The organism is Mesorhizobium sp. M0152 (assembly GCF_040322415.1).
In the GTDB taxonomy this organism is placed as follows: Bacteria; Pseudomonadota; Alphaproteobacteria; order Rhizobiales; family Rhizobiaceae; genus Mesorhizobium.
Window position 1 is genome coordinate 1 of the sequence record NZ_JAMYTH010000009.1, and the last position, 19,307, is coordinate 19,307.

Annotated in this window: 16 protein-coding genes and 1 pseudogene; 4 read left to right on the top strand and 13 right to left on the bottom strand. The window is 64.5% G+C overall.

Going from position 1 to position 19,307, the window contains the following annotated elements:
• Positions 1 to 85 precede the first annotated feature (85 nt).
• From NKJ26_RS33550 to NKJ26_RS11885, 13 genes and pseudogenes are all read right to left on the bottom strand, one after another.
• Positions 86 to 202 (bottom strand): annotated as a pseudogene (locus tag NKJ26_RS33550) (hypothetical protein); the annotation flags it as partial.
• A gap of 4 nt (positions 203 to 206) precedes the next feature.
• A complete protein-coding gene (gene nirD, locus NKJ26_RS11830; protein WP_352601189.1) occupies positions 207 to 536 on the bottom strand; it encodes a nitrite reductase small subunit NirD in 330 nt (109 codons plus the stop codon).
• Between the two features lie 5 nt (positions 537 to 541).
• Positions 542 to 2,992, bottom strand: a complete 2,451-nt coding sequence (gene nirB / locus NKJ26_RS11835; protein WP_352695373.1) for a nitrite reductase large subunit NirB — start codon at positions 2,990 to 2,992, stop codon at positions 542 to 544.
• Positions 2,993 to 3,012: 20 nt separating this feature from the next.
• Entirely contained in the window at positions 3,013 to 4,314 is a 1,302-nt protein-coding gene (locus tag NKJ26_RS11840) for an MFS transporter (protein WP_352695374.1), read from the bottom strand.
• A 58-nt stretch (positions 4,315 to 4,372) separates the two neighbouring features.
• Positions 4,373 to 4,570, bottom strand: a complete 198-nt coding sequence (locus NKJ26_RS11845) for a twin-arginine translocation signal domain-containing protein (protein ID WP_352695375.1) — start codon at positions 4,568 to 4,570, stop codon at positions 4,373 to 4,375.
• A gap of 402 nt (positions 4,571 to 4,972) precedes the next feature.
• Entirely contained in the window at positions 4,973 to 5,770 is a 798-nt protein-coding gene (locus NKJ26_RS11850; protein ID WP_352695376.1) for an ABC transporter ATP-binding protein, read from the bottom strand.
• Between the two features lie 10 nt (positions 5,771 to 5,780).
• The gene (gene ntrB, locus NKJ26_RS11855) at positions 5,781 to 6,671 is read right to left on the bottom strand and encodes a nitrate ABC transporter permease (protein ID WP_352695377.1); all 891 of its coding nucleotides are present in this window, start codon (positions 6,669 to 6,671) and stop codon (positions 5,781 to 5,783) included.
• 69 nt (positions 6,672 to 6,740) lie between these two features.
• Positions 6,741 to 8,057 carry a CmpA/NrtA family ABC transporter substrate-binding protein gene (locus NKJ26_RS11860; RefSeq protein ID WP_352695378.1) on the bottom strand — a complete coding sequence of 439 codons (1,317 nt, stop codon included), beginning with the start codon at positions 8,055 to 8,057 and terminating at the stop codon, positions 6,741 to 6,743.
• Between the two features lie 358 nt (positions 8,058 to 8,415).
• A complete protein-coding gene (locus NKJ26_RS11865; protein WP_352695379.1) occupies positions 8,416 to 9,654 on the bottom strand; it encodes a CmpA/NrtA family ABC transporter substrate-binding protein in 1,239 nt (412 codons plus the stop codon).
• Positions 9,651 to 10,253, bottom strand: coding sequence for an ANTAR domain-containing response regulator (locus NKJ26_RS11870; protein ID WP_027024280.1), 603 nt, complete (start codon positions 10,251 to 10,253; stop codon positions 9,651 to 9,653). Before NKJ26_RS11870 ends, NKJ26_RS11865 begins: the two co-directional genes overlap by 4 nt.
• Before the next feature lie 171 nt (positions 10,254 to 10,424).
• Entirely contained in the window at positions 10,425 to 10,769 is a 345-nt protein-coding gene (locus NKJ26_RS11875) for a hypothetical protein (protein WP_352695380.1), read from the bottom strand.
• Positions 10,770 to 10,871: 102 nt separating this feature from the next.
• A complete protein-coding gene (locus NKJ26_RS11880; protein WP_352695381.1) occupies positions 10,872 to 11,672 on the bottom strand; it encodes an endonuclease/exonuclease/phosphatase family protein in 801 nt (266 codons plus the stop codon).
• Between the two features lie 97 nt (positions 11,673 to 11,769).
• Complete coding sequence (locus tag NKJ26_RS11885) at positions 11,770 to 13,233, bottom strand: phospholipase D-like domain-containing protein (protein WP_352695382.1); 1,464 nt, start codon at positions 13,231 to 13,233, stop codon at positions 11,770 to 11,772.
• Between NKJ26_RS11885 and NKJ26_RS11890 the strand changes: the two genes are divergently transcribed.
• The 4 genes from NKJ26_RS11890 (at position 13,232) to NKJ26_RS11905 (ending at position 19,300) form a co-directional block, all read left to right on the top strand.
• Positions 13,232 to 13,447 (top strand): hypothetical protein, encoded by a 216-nt coding sequence (locus tag NKJ26_RS11890; RefSeq protein WP_352695383.1) that lies wholly within the window; start codon positions 13,232 to 13,234, stop codon positions 13,445 to 13,447. The genes NKJ26_RS11885 and NKJ26_RS11890 overlap by 2 nt on opposite strands.
• A gap of 188 nt (positions 13,448 to 13,635) precedes the next feature.
• Positions 13,636 to 13,836: a hypothetical protein gene (locus NKJ26_RS11895; protein ID WP_352695384.1), complete on the top strand. Its 201-nt coding sequence runs from the start codon at positions 13,636 to 13,638 to the stop codon at positions 13,834 to 13,836.
• 722 nt (positions 13,837 to 14,558) lie between these two features.
• Entirely contained in the window at positions 14,559 to 14,975 is a 417-nt protein-coding gene (locus tag NKJ26_RS11900) for a helix-turn-helix transcriptional regulator (RefSeq protein WP_352695385.1), read from the top strand.
• A 215-nt stretch (positions 14,976 to 15,190) separates the two neighbouring features.
• Positions 15,191 to 19,300, top strand: a complete 4,110-nt coding sequence (locus tag NKJ26_RS11905; protein WP_352695386.1) for a YadA-like family protein — start codon at positions 15,191 to 15,193, stop codon at positions 19,298 to 19,300.
• Positions 19,301 to 19,307: the final 7 nt, after the last annotated feature.

Consider the following 19,307-nt stretch of genomic DNA (forward strand, 5'->3'; position numbering starts at 1 on the left):
CCCCCCCCCACACGCGGCGCCGTGGCTGGTGGGGTCCCTCCCTTGCCCTCCCGGGCGCCCCCCCCGGCCTCAATGGCGTGGGTGGGGGGGGGCCCCGCGGCCGTTTCCGGCCCGCGGCCGGGGCCACCTTCGCCAGCACGCCGCAGCCTACCCCGCAATAGGGGCAGGTGGTCCTCACCTCGCGCGCTTCCTCAATCTCCATGATTTCAGGCCGCGCGGCTGGCCAGCGCTTCCAGCGCGATGAACAGGCGCTCGCCCTCGACCTTCACGGGAATAGTGCGCACCGCGCCCTCGTCGGCGCCGAGCGCCTTGCCGGTCTCAAGCGAGATCACCCAATTGTGCAAGGGGCACGTCACCGCCGCGCCATGGACGATGCCCTGGCTGAGCGGGCCGCCCTTGTGCGGGCAATGGTCGTCGATGGCATAGACCTGGTCGTCCTGAGTGCGGAAGACGGCGACTTTGCCTTCGGGCGTGGAGACGCAGCGCGCGCCACGGCGGGGGATGTCGGAGAGCGTGCCGATCGATACCCAGTTCATCTTCATCATTCCGCCGCCTCTGCAAAACCTACCGAAGCCATCGGCTGGAATTCGTGCTTGTCCTTGCCGGATACGCGTTCCGACCAAGGGTCGACCTGGGCGAATTTCTGGCCGAAGATGAAGCGTTCGTAATAGGCCTTGCGCTTCTCGCCATCGTCCATGATCTGGCGCTTGATCTCGGATATCCCCACGCGCTTGGCCCATTTGTAGATGCGCTCGAGATAGCGGGCCTGCTCGCGGTACATCTGCGTCAGCGCCACGATGTGCTCCAGCGCCTCGTCTTCGGTCTTGACCATGCCGAGCACCTCGGTGCCTTTGATGTCGAGGCCGGCGGCGCCGGCGAAATGGATCTCGTATCCACTGTCGACGCAGATGACGCCGACATCCTTGCAGGTCGCCTCGGCGCAGTTCCTCGGGCAGCCAGACACCGCCATCTTGACCTTGGCCGGCGTCCACGAGCCCCACATGAATTTCTCGATGCGGATGCCGAGGCCGGTCGAATCCTGCGTGCCGAAGCGGCACCAGTCGGAGCCGACGCAGGTCTTCACGGTGCGCAGGCCCTTGGCATAGGCATGGCCGGAGACGAAGCCGGCCTGGCCGAGATCGGCCCACACCGCCGGCAGGTCTTCCTTGCGGATGCCGAGCATGTCGATGCGCTGGCCGCCGGTGACCTTGACCATCGGGATTTCGAACTTGTCGACGACATCGGCGATGGCGCGCAGTTCGGCGGCGTTGGTGACGCCGCCCCACATGCGCGGCACCACCGAATAGGTGCCGTCCTTCTGGATGTTGGCGTGGACGCGCTCGTTGATGAAGCGCGACTGGTAGTCGTCGGCGTACTCATCCGGCCAGTCGCAGACGAGATAGTAGTTCAGCGCCGGCCGGCATTTGGCGCAGCCGCAGGAGGTCGTCCATTCCAGCTCCTGCATGACGGCCGGAATAGTCTTCAAACCCTTGGCCTTGATCAGCCGGCGTACTTCGTCATGGCCGAGCGTGGTGCAGCCGCACATCGGCTGGACGGCCGCCGGGTTGTAGTTGTCGCCGATGGTCAGCACCATCAGCTTCTCGACCAGCCCGGTGCAGGAACCGCAGGAGGCCGACGCCTTGGTGTGGGCGCGCACGTCGTCGAGCGAGTTCAGGCCCTTGGCCGTGATCGCACTGGTGATCTTTCCCTTGCATACGCCGTTGCAGCCGCAGATTTCCGCATCATCCGGCAAGGCTGCAACGGCCGCCATAGGGTCCAGCGGGGCACCCCCCTGGTAGGATTGGCCGAAGATCAACGTGTCGCGCATCTCCGATATGTCGGTCTGCTTCTTCTTGAGGTCGTTGAACCAGGCGCCGTCTGCCGTCTCGCCATAGAGCACGGTGCCGATGATACGGTCATCCTTGAGCACGAGGCGCTTGTAGACGCCGGCGGCGGCGTCGCGCAGCACGATCTCCTGGCGGTCTTCGCCCTCGGCGAAATCGCCGAGCGAGAACAGGTCGATGCCGGTGACCTTGAGCTTGGTCGGCGTGTCCATGTGGACGAAGGCCGCCGCCTCGTCGCCGGCAAGCTGGCTGGCGGCAACGCGGGCCATCTCGTAGAGGGGCGCGACCAGGCCATAGACCTGGCCGTTGACCTCGGCGCACTCGCCGAGCGCGTAGATATCGGGATCGTTGCTGCGCATGCCGGCGTCGACGACGATGCCGCGATTGACGGCGATGCCGGCTTCCTTGGCCAGCGCGGCATTCGGCCGGATGCCGACCGCCATCACCACCAGCGTCGCCGGGATGATGGTGCCGTCGGCGAGTTCCACCTGCTCGACCTTGCCGTTGCCCGTGATGGCCTGGGTGTTGGCCTTGGTGACGACCTTGATGCCGCGCTGCTCGACGGCACGCTGCAGGAGGTAGCCGGCGGCCGGGTCGAGCTGGCGCTCCATCAAGGTCGGCATGACATGCAGCACGGTTACGTCCATGCCTTGCGAATTCAGCCCCGCCGCCGCCTCGAGCCCGAGCAGGCCGCCGCCGATGACGACGGCCTTGGAGCGCGACTGCGCGGCGAGCATCATGGCCTGTACATCGTCGAGGTCGCGGTAGGTCAGCACGCCCGGCAGGTCATGGCCGGGCACCGGAATAATGAACGGCACCGATCCGGTGGCGATGACCAGCTTGTCGTAAGGTTCCGTCACGCCATGATCGGAGGTGACGGTCTTCGCCGTCCGGTCGATGGCGACAATCTTGTGGCCCTTGTAGAGGGTGATGCCGTGCTTGATGTACCAGCCATCGCCATGGATGATGATCTCCTCATAGGCCTTTTCACCGGAGAGAACCGGCGACAGCATGATGCGGTCGTAGTTCACCCTGGGCTCGGCGTTGAAGATGGTGACCTGGTAGCGGTCTGGCGCCTTTTCCAAGAGATGCTCCAGCATGCGCCCGGGGGCCATGCCGTTGCCGATGATGACGAGTTTTTCGGTCATGTTCCTGATCCGCTCCGGTGTCACTCAGCCGCGTATGAAAGGGCTGGAGCTTCGGCAGATGCCGCGCGCTCCATCCGCCGGATGCTGAAATGCATCCAGGCAAAGCAGGCGGCGACGATGACGAAGAGCAGCATGAAGCAGCTCGACCAGACGCCCGTGAGGTCGTTGAGCGCGCCGAAGGCGATCGGCAGTACGAAACCGCCGAGCCCGCCGATCATGCCGACGACTCCGCCGACGGCGCCAACGCTGCCCGGATAATAGGCCGGAATGTGCTTGTAGACGGCAGCCTTGCCAAGGCTCATGAAGAAGCCGAGTGCGCTGGCGACGGCAATGAAGGCAACCGGCCCGATAGCGAAGTGGAAGGCGATCGGCCCGGTGATGCCGTGCACGACGTAATCCGTGGGGGGCAGCGACAGGACCAGCGTGGCGACGATCGACACCGCGAAAGTCCAATAGAGCACGGTGCGAGCGCCGATCCGGTCGGAAAGCACGCCACCATAAGCGCGGAAGACACTTGCCGGGATCGAATAGGCTGCGCCGATCATGCCGGCGGTCGCGATGCCGAACCCATAGACACCGATCAGATAGCGCGGCAACCACAGTGACAAAGCGACGAACGCCCCGAAGGCAAAGAAGTAGTAGAAGGCGAAGCGCCAGACCTGCAGGTTCTTCAGCGGCGCGAATTCCTGCCAGAAGCTTCTCGCGGGTGCTGCCTTGCCGGCGCGGCGCTCACGAATGACTGGATCGTCGCCGGTCGTGAACCAGAAAACGACGGCCATGATGATCAACGCGGCCGCCCAGATCTGCGCGACCGACTGCCAGCCCCAGGAGAGGAGCACGAACGGAGCCAGGAACTTGGTGACCGCGGCTCCGACATTGCCGACACCGAATATGCCGAGAGCCGTTCCTTGCCTGCCGGCGGGGAAGAAGCGCGAAACATAGGCGACGCCGACGGCGAAGGAGCCGCCGGCGAGCCCGACGCCGAGCGCGGCGATCAGCATCTGCCCGTAGGTATGCGCATAAGCGAGCAGGAAGGTAGCGACCGCTGCCGCAAGCATGGTCGCGGTGTAGACCAGCCGTCCGCCAAAGCGGTCCGTCCAGATGCCGAGCAACATGCGTACGAGCGAGCCGGTGAGAATTGGCGTGCCGACGAGCAGGCCGAATTCCGTCTCGTTCAGCCCAAGCTCCTGCTTTATGCGGATGCCGATGATTGAAAAGATCGTCCACACCGCGAAGCAGACGGTGAAGGCGATGGTGGACATTATGAGCGCCTGCTTGGGAGCATTGTCCTGGCTGGGCGCGGCTGGGAAATTTGCGGTCATTCTCAGGCTCCGGTTTGCGGCGTGGGAGGCACCGCGCTTGTCTGTTCGTCCGCGACTGTCAGCGGCGCGGCATCGGCGAAACGGTTGAAACCGACCCTTGCGCGGTCACTTCGAGACTCTTGCCGTCGGTCTTGGCGCCTGCCGGAAAGAGGAGGAGCGTGGCGGCGAACAGCGCCGCCGTCAGCGCGCTGCTGGCCAGAAAATCGCGGCGCGTGAAGTCCGATAGGGACGCGCCAGTTCCGATCCGTTTCGTCATCGTCGTCTCCGGTTGGGCGCTGCTTGGGATCAGCGCCCTCGATTGCGTGTTCGGTCAAAACAAAAAAGCTGCCGGCCAGGCCGCGCGTCCGTCTATCCGGGATCGCGCATTGACCTGAGCGGCAGCTTTGCCTGTGGCGCCCGCCATTGGACGCCGTGTCACTTGGCCCTTGCGGGCCTACATTCTGAAAAGCAGGAAGCGTGCCAATTCGACAGCGCTCTGAATTATCGAATGAAATCAATGTGAATCGCGGCCGCGCGACTTTTGGCCCAGCCCGGCAGCGGATCAAAGATTAGTCAGAATGCCTTGCACGGCAGCATAATATTTGTGCAATGCGGTAGATTGCCCGTTGCCGATGCAGATTGCCAATCGCCGATGATGACGGGTTTTTCGCTCATGTCGCTACTCCGCGGCTTCGACGAAGCGGTGGCGTTCGTAGAGGAACTTCAGCACCGCCTCGCGGCAGCGCAGGAAGGTGCGGTCGGAAGAGAGTTCGACGCGCCGGCGCGGCCGGGCCAACGGCACGGGAAGCACCTCGCCGATGGTCGCCGCCGGACCATTGGTCATCATCACGATGCGGTCGGACAGAAGCACCGCCTCGTCGACGTCATGGGTGATCATGACCGTCGTCGAGCCGAGCCTGGAATGGATGTCCATCACCGCGTCCTGCAGATGCGCGCGGGTCAGCGCGTCGAGCGCGCCGAACGGCTCGTCGAGCAGCAGGATCTTCGGTTCCATGGCGAGCGCGCGGGCGATGCCGACGCGCTGCTTCATGCCGCCCGATATCTCGGCCGGCCGCTTGTCCTTGGCATGCGCCATCTGCACGAGGTCGAGGTTGCGCATGATCCAGTCATGCCGCTCGGCCTTGCTTTTGGTGCGGCCGAAGACTTTCGACACCGCCAGGTTGATGTTTTCGTAGACGGTCAGCCAGGGCAGCAGCGAGTGGTTCTGGAACACCACGGCGCGTTCGGGGCCGGGGCTGTCGACTTCCTTGTCCTCGAGCAGCACGGCGCCGGCGGAGACCTTGGTCAGTCCGGCGATCAGGTTGAGCAAGGTCGACTTGCCGCAACCGGAATGGCCGATGATGGAGACGAATTCGCCCTTGTCGATGGTCAGCCTGATATCTTTCAGCACCTCGCTGACCTGGCCGCCTCGGGCGAAGGATTTGTCGATATGGTCGAGTTTCAGATAGGCCGTCATGGCGCTCTCCTCACTTTGCCGTGGTGCCGCGGGTGACGAAGGCGCCGACGCCCGCGACCAGCCGGTCGAGGCAGAAGCCGGTGATGCCGATATAGGCGAGCGCGACGATGATGTCGGGCAGCCGTGACGAGTTCCACGCGTCCCAGATGAAGAAGCCGATGCCGACGCCGCCGGTCAGCATTTCGGCGGCGACGATGGCGAGCCAGGACAGGCCGATACCGATCCTCAAGCCGGTGAAGATGTAGGGGGCGGCGGCCGGCACCATGATCTTGACGAAGAACTCGAACTGGTTGAGCCGCAGGATGCGCGAAACATTGCGATAATCCTCGGGGATGTTGCGCACGCCGACGGCGGTGTTGATGATGATCGGCCAGATCGAGGTGATGAAGATCACGAACAGCGCCGACGGGCTGGAATCGCGGAACGCCGCCAGCGACAGCGGCAGCCAGGCCAGCGGCGGCACGGTGCGCAGGATCTGGAACACCGGATCGAGGCCGCGCATCGCCCAGATCGACTGGCCGACCAGCGCGCCGAGCGCGACGCCGACGATTGCCGCCATGCCGAAGCCGATGGCGACGCGCTGCAGCGAGATCAGCACCCGCCAGGCCAGCCCGATATCCTGCGGGCCATTGTCGAAGAAGGGATGCGCGATTAGGTCGTAGGCCTCGTTCCAGACCTGGCTCGGCGGCGGCAGGCTCGATGTGGGCGACGAGCAGGCGATCTGCCAGACGACCAGCATCAGCGCGATGACGATAACCGGCGGCACCAGCGCGCTGGCCACCTTGCCGGCGATCGCGACCGGGTCGAAGCGGCGCCGCGCCTTGGCGGTGAAGGCGATGACCTCCGCTGGTTTGGCGGGACGCGCTTTCACCTTTGTGTCCTTGATTGTCTGGATAGACATGCCTGGGAAAACTCCGTGGGGATAGGCCTTTCGCAACGGCGCCCGAGGCGCCGTTGCCGCTTGCGCCGGCTATGCCGAGGCCTTGATCTTCAGGCTGTCGAGATAGGCCGACGGATTCTCCGGATCGAAGACCTTGCCGTCGAAGAAGGTTTCGACACCGCGCGACGAGGACGCCGGAATATCGGTCGCCGCCACGCCGAGATCCTTGGCCGCCTCGCGCCACAGATCCTCGCGGTTGACTTGGCCGACCAGTGCCTTGATGTCGGTGGTAGGCGCGAACTTGCCCCAGCGGACGTTCTCGGCGAGGAACCAGGTGTCATGGCTCTTGAACGGGTAGGAGACGCCGCCCTTCCAGAACTTCATGTAGAGATCGGTGCCGTTGGCGACGCGGCCGTTGCCGTAGTTGATGTCGCCCTTGAGGCGGCCGATGATGTCGGCGACCGGCACGTTCATCCATTGCCGCTTGCCGATGATGGCGGCCATCTCGTCCTTGTTCTCCTTGGCCTCGCACCATTGCTGGGCTTCCATGACGGCCATCAGGATCGCCTTGGTGGCATTCGGATATTTTTCGATGAACTCGGCGCGCAGGCCGAGCGCCTTTTCCGGATGGCCCTTCCACAGCTCGCCCGTGGTGGCGGCGGTGAAGCCGACGCCTTGGTGGACGAGCTGCTCGTTCCACGGCTCGCCAACACAGAACACGTCCATGTTGCCGACCTTCATGTTGGCCACCATTTGCGGCGGCGGCACGACGATGGTGGAGACGTCCTTGTCGGGATCGATGCCGCCGGCGGCGAGCCAATAGCGCAGCCACAGATCATGCGTGCCGCCGGGGAACGTCATGGCGGCCTTGATTTCCTTGCCGGCCGCCTTCTTGGCGGCGAAGGCGTCCTTCAGCTTCGAGGCGTCGAGGCCAACGCCGGTGGCGGCATATTCCTGCGCGACCGAAATGCCCTGGCAGTCGTAGTTGAGCCGCGCCACGATCGCCATCGGCAGCGGCTGATTGTTCTGCGTCACCTTGCCGGTGTGCATGAGATAAGGCAGCGGCGTCAGGATGTGGGCGCCGTCGATGCCGTTGGCGGCGCCGCCTAGCATCAGATTGTCACGCGTCGCGCCCCAGGAAGCCTGCTTGAGCACCTCGACATCGGGCATGCCGAATTTCGCGAACAGCCCCTTCTCCTTGGCGATCATCAGCGGGGCCGCGTCGGTCAGCGCGATGAAGCCGAGCTTGGCGCCGGTGACTTCCGGGGCGGTAGTAGCCGCATAGGCGCCAGAGGGCAGCAGCGCACGCGCGGCCGCCAGGGTTGCCGCCGCGGCAGCACTTGCCATCAGAAAATTGCGGCGGGTCATGCCCTCGAGAGGGGCTTCAGTCTTGATGCGTTTCGTCATCGTCGTCTCCCGTTGGGCACTGCTTGGGACAGCGCCGTCGATTGCGTGTTCGATCAAAACAAAAAAGCCGCCGTCCAGGCCGCGCGCGTCCGTCCATCCGGGATCGCGCGTTGACCTGAGCGGCAGCTTTGCCTGTAGCGCCCGCCATTGGACGCCTGTTCCGTGACTCCGAGAAGAGTCTGCCTATTGCAATGCAGGAACCGTGCCAGTTTCGGAATTGATGATAAACTTTAATTAAATCAATAGGTTGATATAATTATCCACGCACGAGCCCGCAGGGCGAGCAAGCCAAAGATTGTTCATTAGCGCAAGCGCACGCACAATTATTGTGCAACGCACAAGACTGGCGCGGAAATGATCAGGCCTTGGCGCGGGCCGATTTCTGCCCGGCAATGTAGGCGTCGATCTCGTCGGGATCGAAGGTCTGGCCATCGAAGAAGCCATCGGGACCGAGCACCAGACTGGCGCCGGCGGAGCCGACAGGTGTGGCAGTCGCCAACGCGCCCTCGACCTTCGAATTGGCACCCGGCAGCGCCACGCCGAGCGGCTTCAGCGCCGAGCGGTAGAGGTCGGGCCGGTAGCAGTCGCGCGCGATGGCGAGATTATCCGGCGTGTGCGTCACATGTCCCCAGCGCACCATCTGGGTGTAGAACCACAGCGCATGGCTCTTCCAGGGAAAGTTCGCGGCCTTATCGAAGGGCAGGAAGAAATCGTCGATATCCAGCTCCGCTCCACCGCCCAGCCGGAGATGGCCGGTCAGGATCGGCATCTGGACGGCGGGCGGCAGGCCGAGGAAGCCGGGCTGCGCCATCACATCGGCCAGTTCGCCGTGGTTCGCCGGATCCTGGCACCAGCGCGCCGAATGGTGCAGCGCGCGCAAGAGCGCCGCCAGCGCATCGGGGTTCTCGTCGGCCCAGGCCTTGCGTACGCCGATCACCTTCTCCGGGCTGTTGCGCCACAGGCGGGCCTTGACGGTGACGATGTGGCCGGTGCCGGCGGCGACGGAGGCGCTGTTCCAGGGCTCGCCGACGCAGTAGCCGTCGATGCGGCCGGCGGCCAGCGCATCGGCCATGAAGGGCGGCGGCACGATGACGATCTCGATCTCGCGCGTCGGATCGATGCCGCAGGCGGCAAGCCAGTAGCGCAGTTCGTAATTGTGCCCGGAATGAGGATGCACGACCGCGAAACGCAGCGGATCGTTGCCGGCGGTGGCCCGCTCGCGAATGAAGGCGCCCAGTGCCGCGCCGGCGCGCGCCGGATCGAGATCGGGTTCGGCGCCATGCGCCGCCATGCCGGCCCAGACGGCGTTGGAGATGGTTACGCAATTGCCGCCGAGCCCCAGCGAGAACGGCACGATGGTCTCGGAAGCCAGCGGTGTCAGCCCGAGATTGCAGGCGAGCGGCATCGGCCCCAGCATGTGCGCCAGATGGAAGTGGCCGATGGCGATGCGGTCGCGGATATTGGCCCAGGACGTCTCGCGGTGCAGCATGAGATCGACGCCTTCGCGGGCGGCAAAGCCCAGTTCGCCGGCCGCGACCAGCACGGCACTGTCGAAAAGCGGCATGAAGCCGGCGGTGATCTGGTGCCTCATGCTCATTCGTCCTCCGCTGGCCCGAGCAGGCCGGCCGCGGTCACCAGGCTCTGGGCGATGTCGCCGATCTTGCGGTTCTGGTTCATCGCCGTCTTACGCAGCAAATTGTAGGCGGCCTCTTCCGTCAGGCCGCGCGATTTCATCAGGATGCCCTTGGCGCGGTCGACCACCTTGCGGCTCTCCAGTTCGCTGCGCGCCTCTTCCAGTTCTCGCGCCATGCGCGAGAAGGCGTTGAAGCGGCTGACGGCCATGTCGAGGATCGGCTTCACGCGCTCCTGCCGCAGGCCGTCGACGACATAGGCCGAGACGCCGGCATCGACCGCCGCCTCGATCGAGGCCTGGTCCGAGCGGTCGACGAACATGGCGATCGGCCGCTTCACCGCGCGTGACAGCTGGAACATGTTTTCCAGCATGTCGCGGTTGGGGTTTTCCAGATCGATGACGATGACGTCGGGTTCGATCTCGGCGATGCGCCGCGCTATGCCGGTCACGTCATGGACGACGGTGACCCGCTGATGGCCGGCCTCACGCAAACCGGCCTCGATTATCGAGGCGCGGATGCGATTTTCATCGATCACCAGAACGGCTAGGGAGGATCGGACCATGCCCGCATTGTGGGCAACGCCGCGAAATTGTGCAATGCGGCATAGCCACTTCCATCAAAACGACCGTGGACCCGCATCATTGCCGCAACGCCGGAGCGGTTCACTGTCTCGCGGAAACGCCGAACCGCTCCAAACCGTTTGCCACTTTCCTGGAACTGCTCCGGGCTCGGGTCAGGTACAGACGCGGACCTGTTCGATCACCCTGTGATGGTGGCGCCAGTGCCTGACCAGTTCGACGTGGCAGCGCTGGTAGCGATGGTACCGGTGGTAGCGAGGATGTTCGCCGCTATAGTCATCGCCATACTGCACATCGCCATTCTGGTAATCGCCATACTGGTCGTAATTTTGCCGGTAGTGATGGCGGCGGACGATAATCTCGCCATTGTCGGACTGGTCGTCCGGCAAATATTGGTCATCGTCATCGGACTGGATGGTCAGGCTGGCGGCTTGCGTTGGCGCAATGACCGATGCTGTCGCGGCCAAGGCCAATGCACAAGCCAGGATCAATCGTATCATCTCTCGTCCTCCTACGGTTCAACCGTTATCAACTCGCGGAACGAGCTGGCGTTCCAATACCAATCCATAAGCTTTGCGCAACCTGGGCGTCAGTACTACTGCCTAAAGACGAACGAAGGCAGTCAGCGGCAGGTGGTCGGAGGCCACGCGTGAAAGCGGGGTGTCATGCGCTTCCACCGCCTCGATCATGCCGTGCCGGTTGGCCATGATGCGGTCCAGCGCCAGCAGCGGCAGGTTCGACGGGAAGGTGGGGACAGCCGGTGGCAGCGGACCAAACGTCAGGTGCAGCGTGTTCAGGGCGGAGCGGTTGCCGAGCCGCCATTCGTTGAGATCGCCGAGCAGCAGCGTCGGCTTCTCGTCGGGGCTGTTCATGAGGTCCAGCACGACTTGCGCCTGCTGCGACCGCGACCGGCGCAGCAAGCCGAGATGCGCCGCGATGACGCGCAAGGTCTGGTTTCCGTCGAGATCGAGCTCCGCCACCACCGCGCCGCGCGGCTCCAGGCCGGGAAGCCTGATCTGATGCACGTCGCGAACGACGCCTTTCTTGAACAGAAGGACATTGCCGTGCCAGCCGTGGCCCTTGCCGGTGGCTGAAATCGGCACGGGCACCAGGCCGGTTTCCACTTCCAGGCGGGACAGGTCCAGAAGCCCGGTGCGATCGCCGAAACGGTTGTCCGCCTCCTGCAAGGCGATGACATCCGGATCGATTTCGCGGATGACGCGGCTGGTGCGGTCGGGATCGAACTTGCGGTCGACGCCGATGCATTTGTGGACGTTGTAGGAAGCGACCAGCGTTCCGGTGGCGCCCGCCTTTGTCGGCGAGGCGGCATTGGCCTTGCGCATGCGCCTGTCGCGGATGGACAGAAGCACGGTCGCCGGCAAGCTGCGTCCGTTCATCCGCATCGTCTGCCCGCCATCCCTGCTGTTCTCACCATGCACCTCAAATAGAGTCTTTCGGCGGATATTCCATGACCAGCGGCCGGGCAAACACGTCGTTCTGTCAGAGATAGGGCGAACCCAGCCACAGGATGCGATCGAACAGCCGGATGACGAACGGCCGGGCCCGCAATGTTTCCAGCGTGACTGGTACGGCCGTTCCGATCGCCGACCCGATCCGCGCCTCGATCTCGCCGGCAAAGCCGGCATCGAGGATTTCGAGGTCGATCTCGAAATTCAGCCGCAGCGAGCGGGCGTCGAGATTGGAAGAGCCGACATAGGCCCAGACGCCGTCGATCGACAGTAGCTTCGAATGGTCGAAAGGCCCCTTCGTGCGCCAGACGCGGCAATAATGCTTGAGGACCTGGTCGAACTGCGCGGTCATGGCGCGATCAACGAGGAAGAGATTGTTCACCGCCGGCACTACGATGTCGATCTCGACGCCGCGCCTGGCCGCGGTGACCAGCGCGCTGATCAGTTCGCGGTCCGGCAGGAAATAAGGCGACATCAGGCGGATCGATTTGCGGGCGACCGAGAACGCGCCGATCAGCAGCTTGTGGTTGGTTTCATTGCTGGCGTCGGGGCCGGACGCGACCGCCCGCACAAGCATTTGCTGGCCGGCCGGCGGCGACAGCGGCGTTATGCGCCAGGCTTCGCCCTTCAGCGCTTCGTTGGTGGCGAAGCGCCAGTCCTCGGCGGCGACCGAGAAGAGGTCGGCGACAACCGGGCCGGTGACCTGGAAATGCGTGTCCCTGGCGCTGTTGGAGCCGGCGAACTCGGCCGAAAAACCCTTGCGGATGTTCATGCCGCCGGTAAAGGCGACCGTGCCGTCGACGACCAGGATCTTCCTGTGGGTCCTGAGATTGGCGTAGGGCAGCCGCAGGCCCATGACGATGTTGCCGTTGAAGAGGGCGACGGGGATGTTGGCCTTGCGCAGATGGCCAAGGATGCTGGGCACGGAATAACGGGCGCCCACGGCATCGATCAGCACGCGAACGGTGACGCCGCGCCGGACGGCGCCGGCCAGCGATTCGACGACGAGCAGGCCGACGGCGTCGTTGTCGAAAATGTAGGTCTCGAGCAGGACGCTGTGCTCGGCGCCGTCGATCGCCGCGCACATGGCGGCATAGGCCTCGTCGCCCGTCTCCAGCACCTCGATCGCGTTTCCCGGATTGAGCGCGCGCCGCGCCACCCTGTCGCCCAGCGTGCGCAGGCCCGTGAACCGCAGTCCGTAGCGCTCGACGATCAGGGCCTCTTCGGCGGCGATGTCGCGGTCATGCCTTGCGGATGCCGCGTCGCCGGCAAGCGGGCGCTGCGCGCTGATCGTGGCGCGGCGAATGCGGTTTATGCCGGCGACCGCGTAGATCAGCGAACCGAGGATCGGCGACAGCACCATCACGCCGACCCAGCCGGTGGCGGCGCGGACGTCCTCCTTGGTCATGACGGCGTGAGCGATGCCGGCGGTCGCCATCACCACCGAGATGATGGCGAGGATGCGCGGCCAGTGAGTCGCCAGGATCTCCAACATGACCGGAACTATCCAGCGAGCCGATACAGAAGGCAATGCGGCCGATCATGTGCTGGAATTGATCTTGGCAGGCATATTGTGGCGGCAGCCGTGTGATCGCGACATCGCCGCAGCCATCATGGAAGAGAAATTCTACTGGCGGCGGCAACACAGGCGGCTTGGCTCCAAGACCTGTGATCTTGGGCCGGAGCTTGAATCGCTCCAATCACGATAGAATTGGTGTACCTTGACCCGTTTTCGATCCTTGGCGAAGCATGGAGACAGTCTGACGCGACGTCACCTTCCGTTGGCTTCGACCGCTGAAGACTTGCTATGCCCCGAGCCGGACTTACTGTATATCAGCGGGAGCAAAAAAAAGATTACGATGTAACGTTTCGATTGCGGGCGAGGGGGGAGCCTCCAATGGTGAAGTTCGACTTCGACGGGCCTCCCGCGGATGAGGCCGCTGTCGACATGGCGGCGGAATGCCAGCGCCGGCTGCTGCCGCTCGTGCGCGAAATCGTCGAGGCGGCGGTCGCGGCCGGATGGAACGAGGAGGATGTTCTTCTCGGCTTTGTCGAACTTGCCTGGGATCTATACGAAGCGCGCCGCGAGGATAATTAGCTGGCGATATTCAGCCGTCGAAGTCAGCGCCGCCCCTGATCGCCCGGCAGAATGACGAGGCGAATCGAAAGCTGAAGCGAGGTACGGTATTCCCGGGCCATCGGTGGAAAAAACATGTCGCCGAACGCCGCTAGACGACTGCTTTTTTTCTTTTTTTCCTGAACAAAGCTTTTTCTTTGCGCATGGAAGTTCTTCCCTAGCCCTGGCCCCTGCGTTAGTTTGATCTTGGGGTTGGTGGGTCAGGGGCGTTCGAGCGGCGGCAAGGCGGCTGAGGCGGGGCCCTATGAAACATGCGGAGGCCTGGGAAGGCGGCGATTCCCGGGGCGCCTATCAGGGACGGGTATCCCGACCTGTGTTCGACATTATTCCGGAAAGTGCAAGCCCGAGAAGGGCGCGCGGAAGTGCTACGTATCTCTCCGCTCCTGGATCGCGGAAGCTTCTCGCAAAGGTGCATTCCCCAGGTATTTTGCCGGCGCCAGCGCAACCGCCCGCGTTAGGCACAGCCGGCTCGCTGGCTCTCGATATAATCCAGACGATCGCTGCCGAGCCGACCGGGATCACCGGCGCCGATCGTTCATGCCCGTTTCATGCTTGCGCTGATCCTCCGGAATGAGAGAGAGCCGGCGTAAATCCAGTCCTATCAATCACATATTGTTTTTCGAGGGAACGGCGGGTGCGGCATGAAGTTGACCTCCATCTGGGAAATGTCAGGAGGCCAGGTAATGCGGCGCGATGAAGGTGCCCCGGAATGGGCTGCCGGGGCCAAGGAAGCGCGGCAGCCGGCGCTGAACGTGAAGGGCGGGCTTTCCGTCCGCGGCGCGCGCAAGGTGCAGGCGTTCCTCGACGAGAATTTTTCGCGCAAGCTGGCGCTTGCCGAGATGGCCGCGGTTTGCGAGCTTTCGCCTTCCCACTTCGTGCGGGCTTTCTCCAAGACGTTCGGGGCGCCGCCGCACCAGTATGTCCTCGATCTGCGGCTGGACTTCGCCGAAAGACTGCTTCTCGACAAACACCTGACGATCGCCGATATCGCGCATCTCTGCGGGTTTTCAAGCCAGAGCCATTTTACTACGGTGATGAAGAAATATCGCGGTGTGACGCCATTGCAGGCGCGGTCCAGAAAGCTTAGGCGCGAAGCTTAACCTAGCCGCTAAATTCGTAAGTACTCGAATTTTGGCGGATGATCTCTTATTAAAGCGATTACTAAAGTAACGAGTCATTAACCTCCACCATCCCTGTGCCGCTCTTTTCTCACGACGCAGCAATATCCTGAAATACTGCGGGCCAGAATCATGGCTTCCTGAGATTGGTTCGAATTGTCAGACATTAGGCTGGCAGGCGGGGGCAGAGAGGGATCATGACCGACAATCGCATTTCGACTGGCTCGTTGGTTCGTCATCACGCGGTGAATTTCGCCGCACACTGGATCGCGGGTGCCGGCTCGCGTTCGGGACGCCGCCGCCTGATGGCGGTGCTGCGCATGGCCCATCGCGTGCTCGGCCTTGGCCGCAAGAATATGGGTCTGGGAACGCTGGGCGTCGGCGGCAGCGTGCGTTCGGCCTTGGCCTCCTCCGCCAGCCCGGCCAGCATCGTCGGCGGCCTGGCGGCGCTCGCCGCGCTCGGCCTCGCCACGCCGGCACAGGCGCAATATCAGGCCGGCGGCGGGTCCGCGACCGCCGGTGAAGCTATAGCGATCGGAAATGGCTCCGCCGCCAGCAATGCCTGGGCAATAGCGCTCGGCTTCCAGTCCAAGTCGTCGGCGCAATACAGTGTCGCCATCGGCCTGAATTCGAATGCCTCGGGCACCGGCGGCGCAGTGGCGATCGGCTCCGGCACGATCTCGAACAACGTCAATACGGTGGCGCTCGGCGTCGACGCTCAGGCCATTAACGCGGGCGCCAGCGCCTTGGGCACCTTCGCCGTTGCTTCGGGAAGTAACTCCACGGCGCTCGGCGTCAGCTCCTTGGCCAGTGGCGGCCAGTCGTTCGCCGGAGGCTGGGCGTCCCAAGCCACCGGGGGACGCGCCATCGCGTTCGGGGTGCAAGCAGTCTCGTCGGGGCTGGACACCATTGCCCAAGGTACCAACGCCAACGCAAACAGCCAGAATGCCGTCGCTGTCGGTTTCCAGTCGACCGCAACCGCGATAAACGCCGTCTATCTCGGCTCACGCACCGCCGCCGGAACGGGAGCGCTGGCCCAGAGCGCCATCGCCATCGGCACGGATGTGACGGCATCTCAAGTTGACACCATTGCGATGGGACGCGCAAGCAAGGCAACGGGAACGGCCGCCACAGCGATGGGCACCACCACGGTTGCGAGTGGCGCCGCCAGCACGGCGGTTGGCAACACGGCCGTTGCCAGCGGCACAAACTCCTCCTCATTCGGATCTGGCGCGAAAGCGATAGGAGATAATTCTCTCGCCGCCGGCGTCAGCGCCACGGCTAGCGGAATCGGTAGCACCGCGCTCGGCATCGGCGCCGTAACCAGCGCCACGAATGCCGTCGCTATCGGCATTTCGGCGAGCGCGTCCGGGTTGAACTCCATCTATCTCGGCGCGCGCACCGTTGGAGCCGGGGCCAGCGCACAGAGCGCCATCGGCATCGGCACGGATGTGTCGGCGTCCGCAACCAACGCCATCGCAGTCGGTCTCCAGACCACTGCGAGCTCCGCCGACGCCGTCGCCATCGGCACCAGGGCGAATGCAAGCGGAGGCAAAGCCGTCGCAATCGGCGCCGACAACGTCGCCTACGGCGATGGCGCGGTATCGATCGGCGATCCCAGCTATGCGAGCGGCACCGGCGCCTTCACCGGCGGCGCCAACAACATCGCCAACAGCGACGGCACGGCAACCGCCACCGGAGCCAATATGGCCAACGGCGCCGTCGCCATCGGCAACAACAACAAGGCCATTGGGCAAGGCTCGGTGGCGCTGGGCAACGGTTCCACGGCCGGTGCCGCAGGCCTTGCGGGCAATGTCGCGCTCGGCGATGGCGCGACGGCGGCGGCGAGCTCCGGCGACGTGGCGCTCGGCTCGGGCTCGGTGACTACGACCGCAGTCGGTACGGCGAGCGGGGTGGTCAACGGCACGACCTACGCCTTCCAGGGCGCCAATCCGCTCTCGACCGTCAGCATCGGCGCTCCCGGCGCCGAACGCACGCTGACCAACCTGGCGGCGGGGCGGATCAGCGGGTCCTCGACCGACGCCATCAACGGCTCGCAACTTTTCGCCACCAACCAAGCGGTCGACGCCATCGGCGCGGCGATCACCAACATCAATGTCGGCGGCGGCATCAAGTATTTCCACGCCAACTCGGTTCTGGCGGATTCCTCGGCGACGGGTACGGACTCCGTCGCGATCGGACCCGTCGCGACCGCGACCGGGACGAACGCCATCGCGGCCGGTGTGAATTCGAGCGCCTCCGACGTCAACGCCTCCGCCATCGGCAGCGGCGCCGTCGCATCGGCTCTCGACGCAACGGCGATGGGCTACATATCCAACGCCTCGGGCCAATACAGCACCGCCATCGGCGCTAATGCCAACGCGACAGCCACGTCCAGCACGGCGATCGGCCAGAATGCGTTTGCCACCGGCTTTCAGGCCGCGGCTCTCGGCGCGGGTGCGAATGCCGGCGCCCAGAATGCGCTCGCGCTGGGCGCCCTCTCCAGTGCCGGCAATGCAGGCGACGTCGCGCTCGGCTCGGGCTCGGTGACTGCCGTGGCGGTCGGCACGCCCAACACCGTGATCAACGGCACGACATACGCCTTCCAGGGCACCAATCCGCTCTCGACGGTCAGCGTCGGTGCGGTCGGCGCCGAGCGCACCATCACCAACGTCGCCGCTGGGCGGATCAGCGAGTCCTCGACTGATGCAATCAACGGCTCGCAGCTTTTCGCCACCAACCAGGCCGTCGACGCCATCGGCACCACGCTCAGCACGATCGGCGGTTCCGTAACCAATCTCGGCGCCACGATCACCAACCTCGCCGGCGACACCTCGACCACCTACACCGACGCCAATGGCATCGGCATTCGCTACGCCCGCACCAACGAGGCCGGTCTGGCGCAGACCGATTCCTTCGCGCAAGGCGTAGGCTCCACCGCCGTCGGCTACCAGGCGACCGCCACCGGCGACAGCGCGCTGGCGCTCGGCCGCGACAGCAATGTCAGCATCGACGGCGGCGTGGCGCTCGGTTCCGGTTCTGTTTCGGATCGTGCGGTAGCGCCCTCATCGGGATCGATCCTCGCCGGCACCGGCCTCGTTCCCTTCAATACCAGCGACATGACCCTGCTCGGCGCCGTCTCGGTGGGAACCTCCGGCTCCTATCGCCAGATCACCAATGTGGCCGACGGCACGGAAGACCAGGACGCGGTGACGCTTCGCCAGTTGAAAGGTGCGCTGACCTCCTTCGCGGTGACCGGGACCCAGTACTTCCACGCCAATTCGACTGCCTCCGACTCGCTTGCGGTCGGCAACGATTCGGTTGCGATCGGCCCGCGCACGACCGTCAACGGCGACAACGGCATCGGCATGGGCAACGGCGCCGTCGTGCAGCAGACGGCGCCGGGAGGCATCGCGATCGGCCAGAACGCGACGGTCAATCAGGCCGACAGCATTGCTTTCGGCACGGGCTCGACCGCGAACGGCGCCCAGGCGATGGCGCTTGGCGCCGGCGCCACGGCCAACGAGCCGGGCAGCGTCGCGCTTGGCGCGGGTTCGACGACGGCGGCGGCGGTCGCAACCACCGGCACCACGATCAACGGCGTCAGCTATGCGTTCGCCGGAACAAATCCGACGAGCACCGTGAGCGTCGGCACCGTCGGCAATGAGCGCACCATCACCAATGTTGCCGCGGGCCAGATCAATTCCACTTCCACGGACGCCATAAACGGCAGCCAGCTCTACGCGACCAACCAGGCTATCGAAGCGGTGCAGGGGAATATCGGCGATCTGAACGAGTTTGCGGTCCAGTACGACAAGAACGGCGGGACCAAGTCCAACTCGATAACTCTCGCCGGCGGCGACCCGAGCGCGCCGGTGGTCATCCACAATGTCGGGCCGGGCGTTGCGAACAACGATGCGGTCAACGTGAAGCAACTCAATGACGGGCTGTCGCTCACGCTGGCAGATTCGAAGACCTATACCGATCAGGTAGCGGGCACGACGCTCCAGCAAGCCAACGACTACACCGACAAGAAACTCGGCCAGCTCAATTCGGACATCAGCGGCATTCGCGACGAAGCACGGCAAGCGGCGGCCATTGGCCTTGCCGCAGCCTCGCTGCGCTACGACGACCGTCCCGGAAAGTTGAGCGTGGCGGCCGGCGGCGGCTTCTGGCGGGATGCGAGCGCGTTCGCCTTCGGCGCGGGCTACACCAGCGAGGACGGCCGCATCCGCGGCAATGTCTCGGGCACGGCGGCGGGCGGAAATGTCGGCGTCGGCGCCGGCCTGAGCCTTACGTTGAACTGAGGCGGGA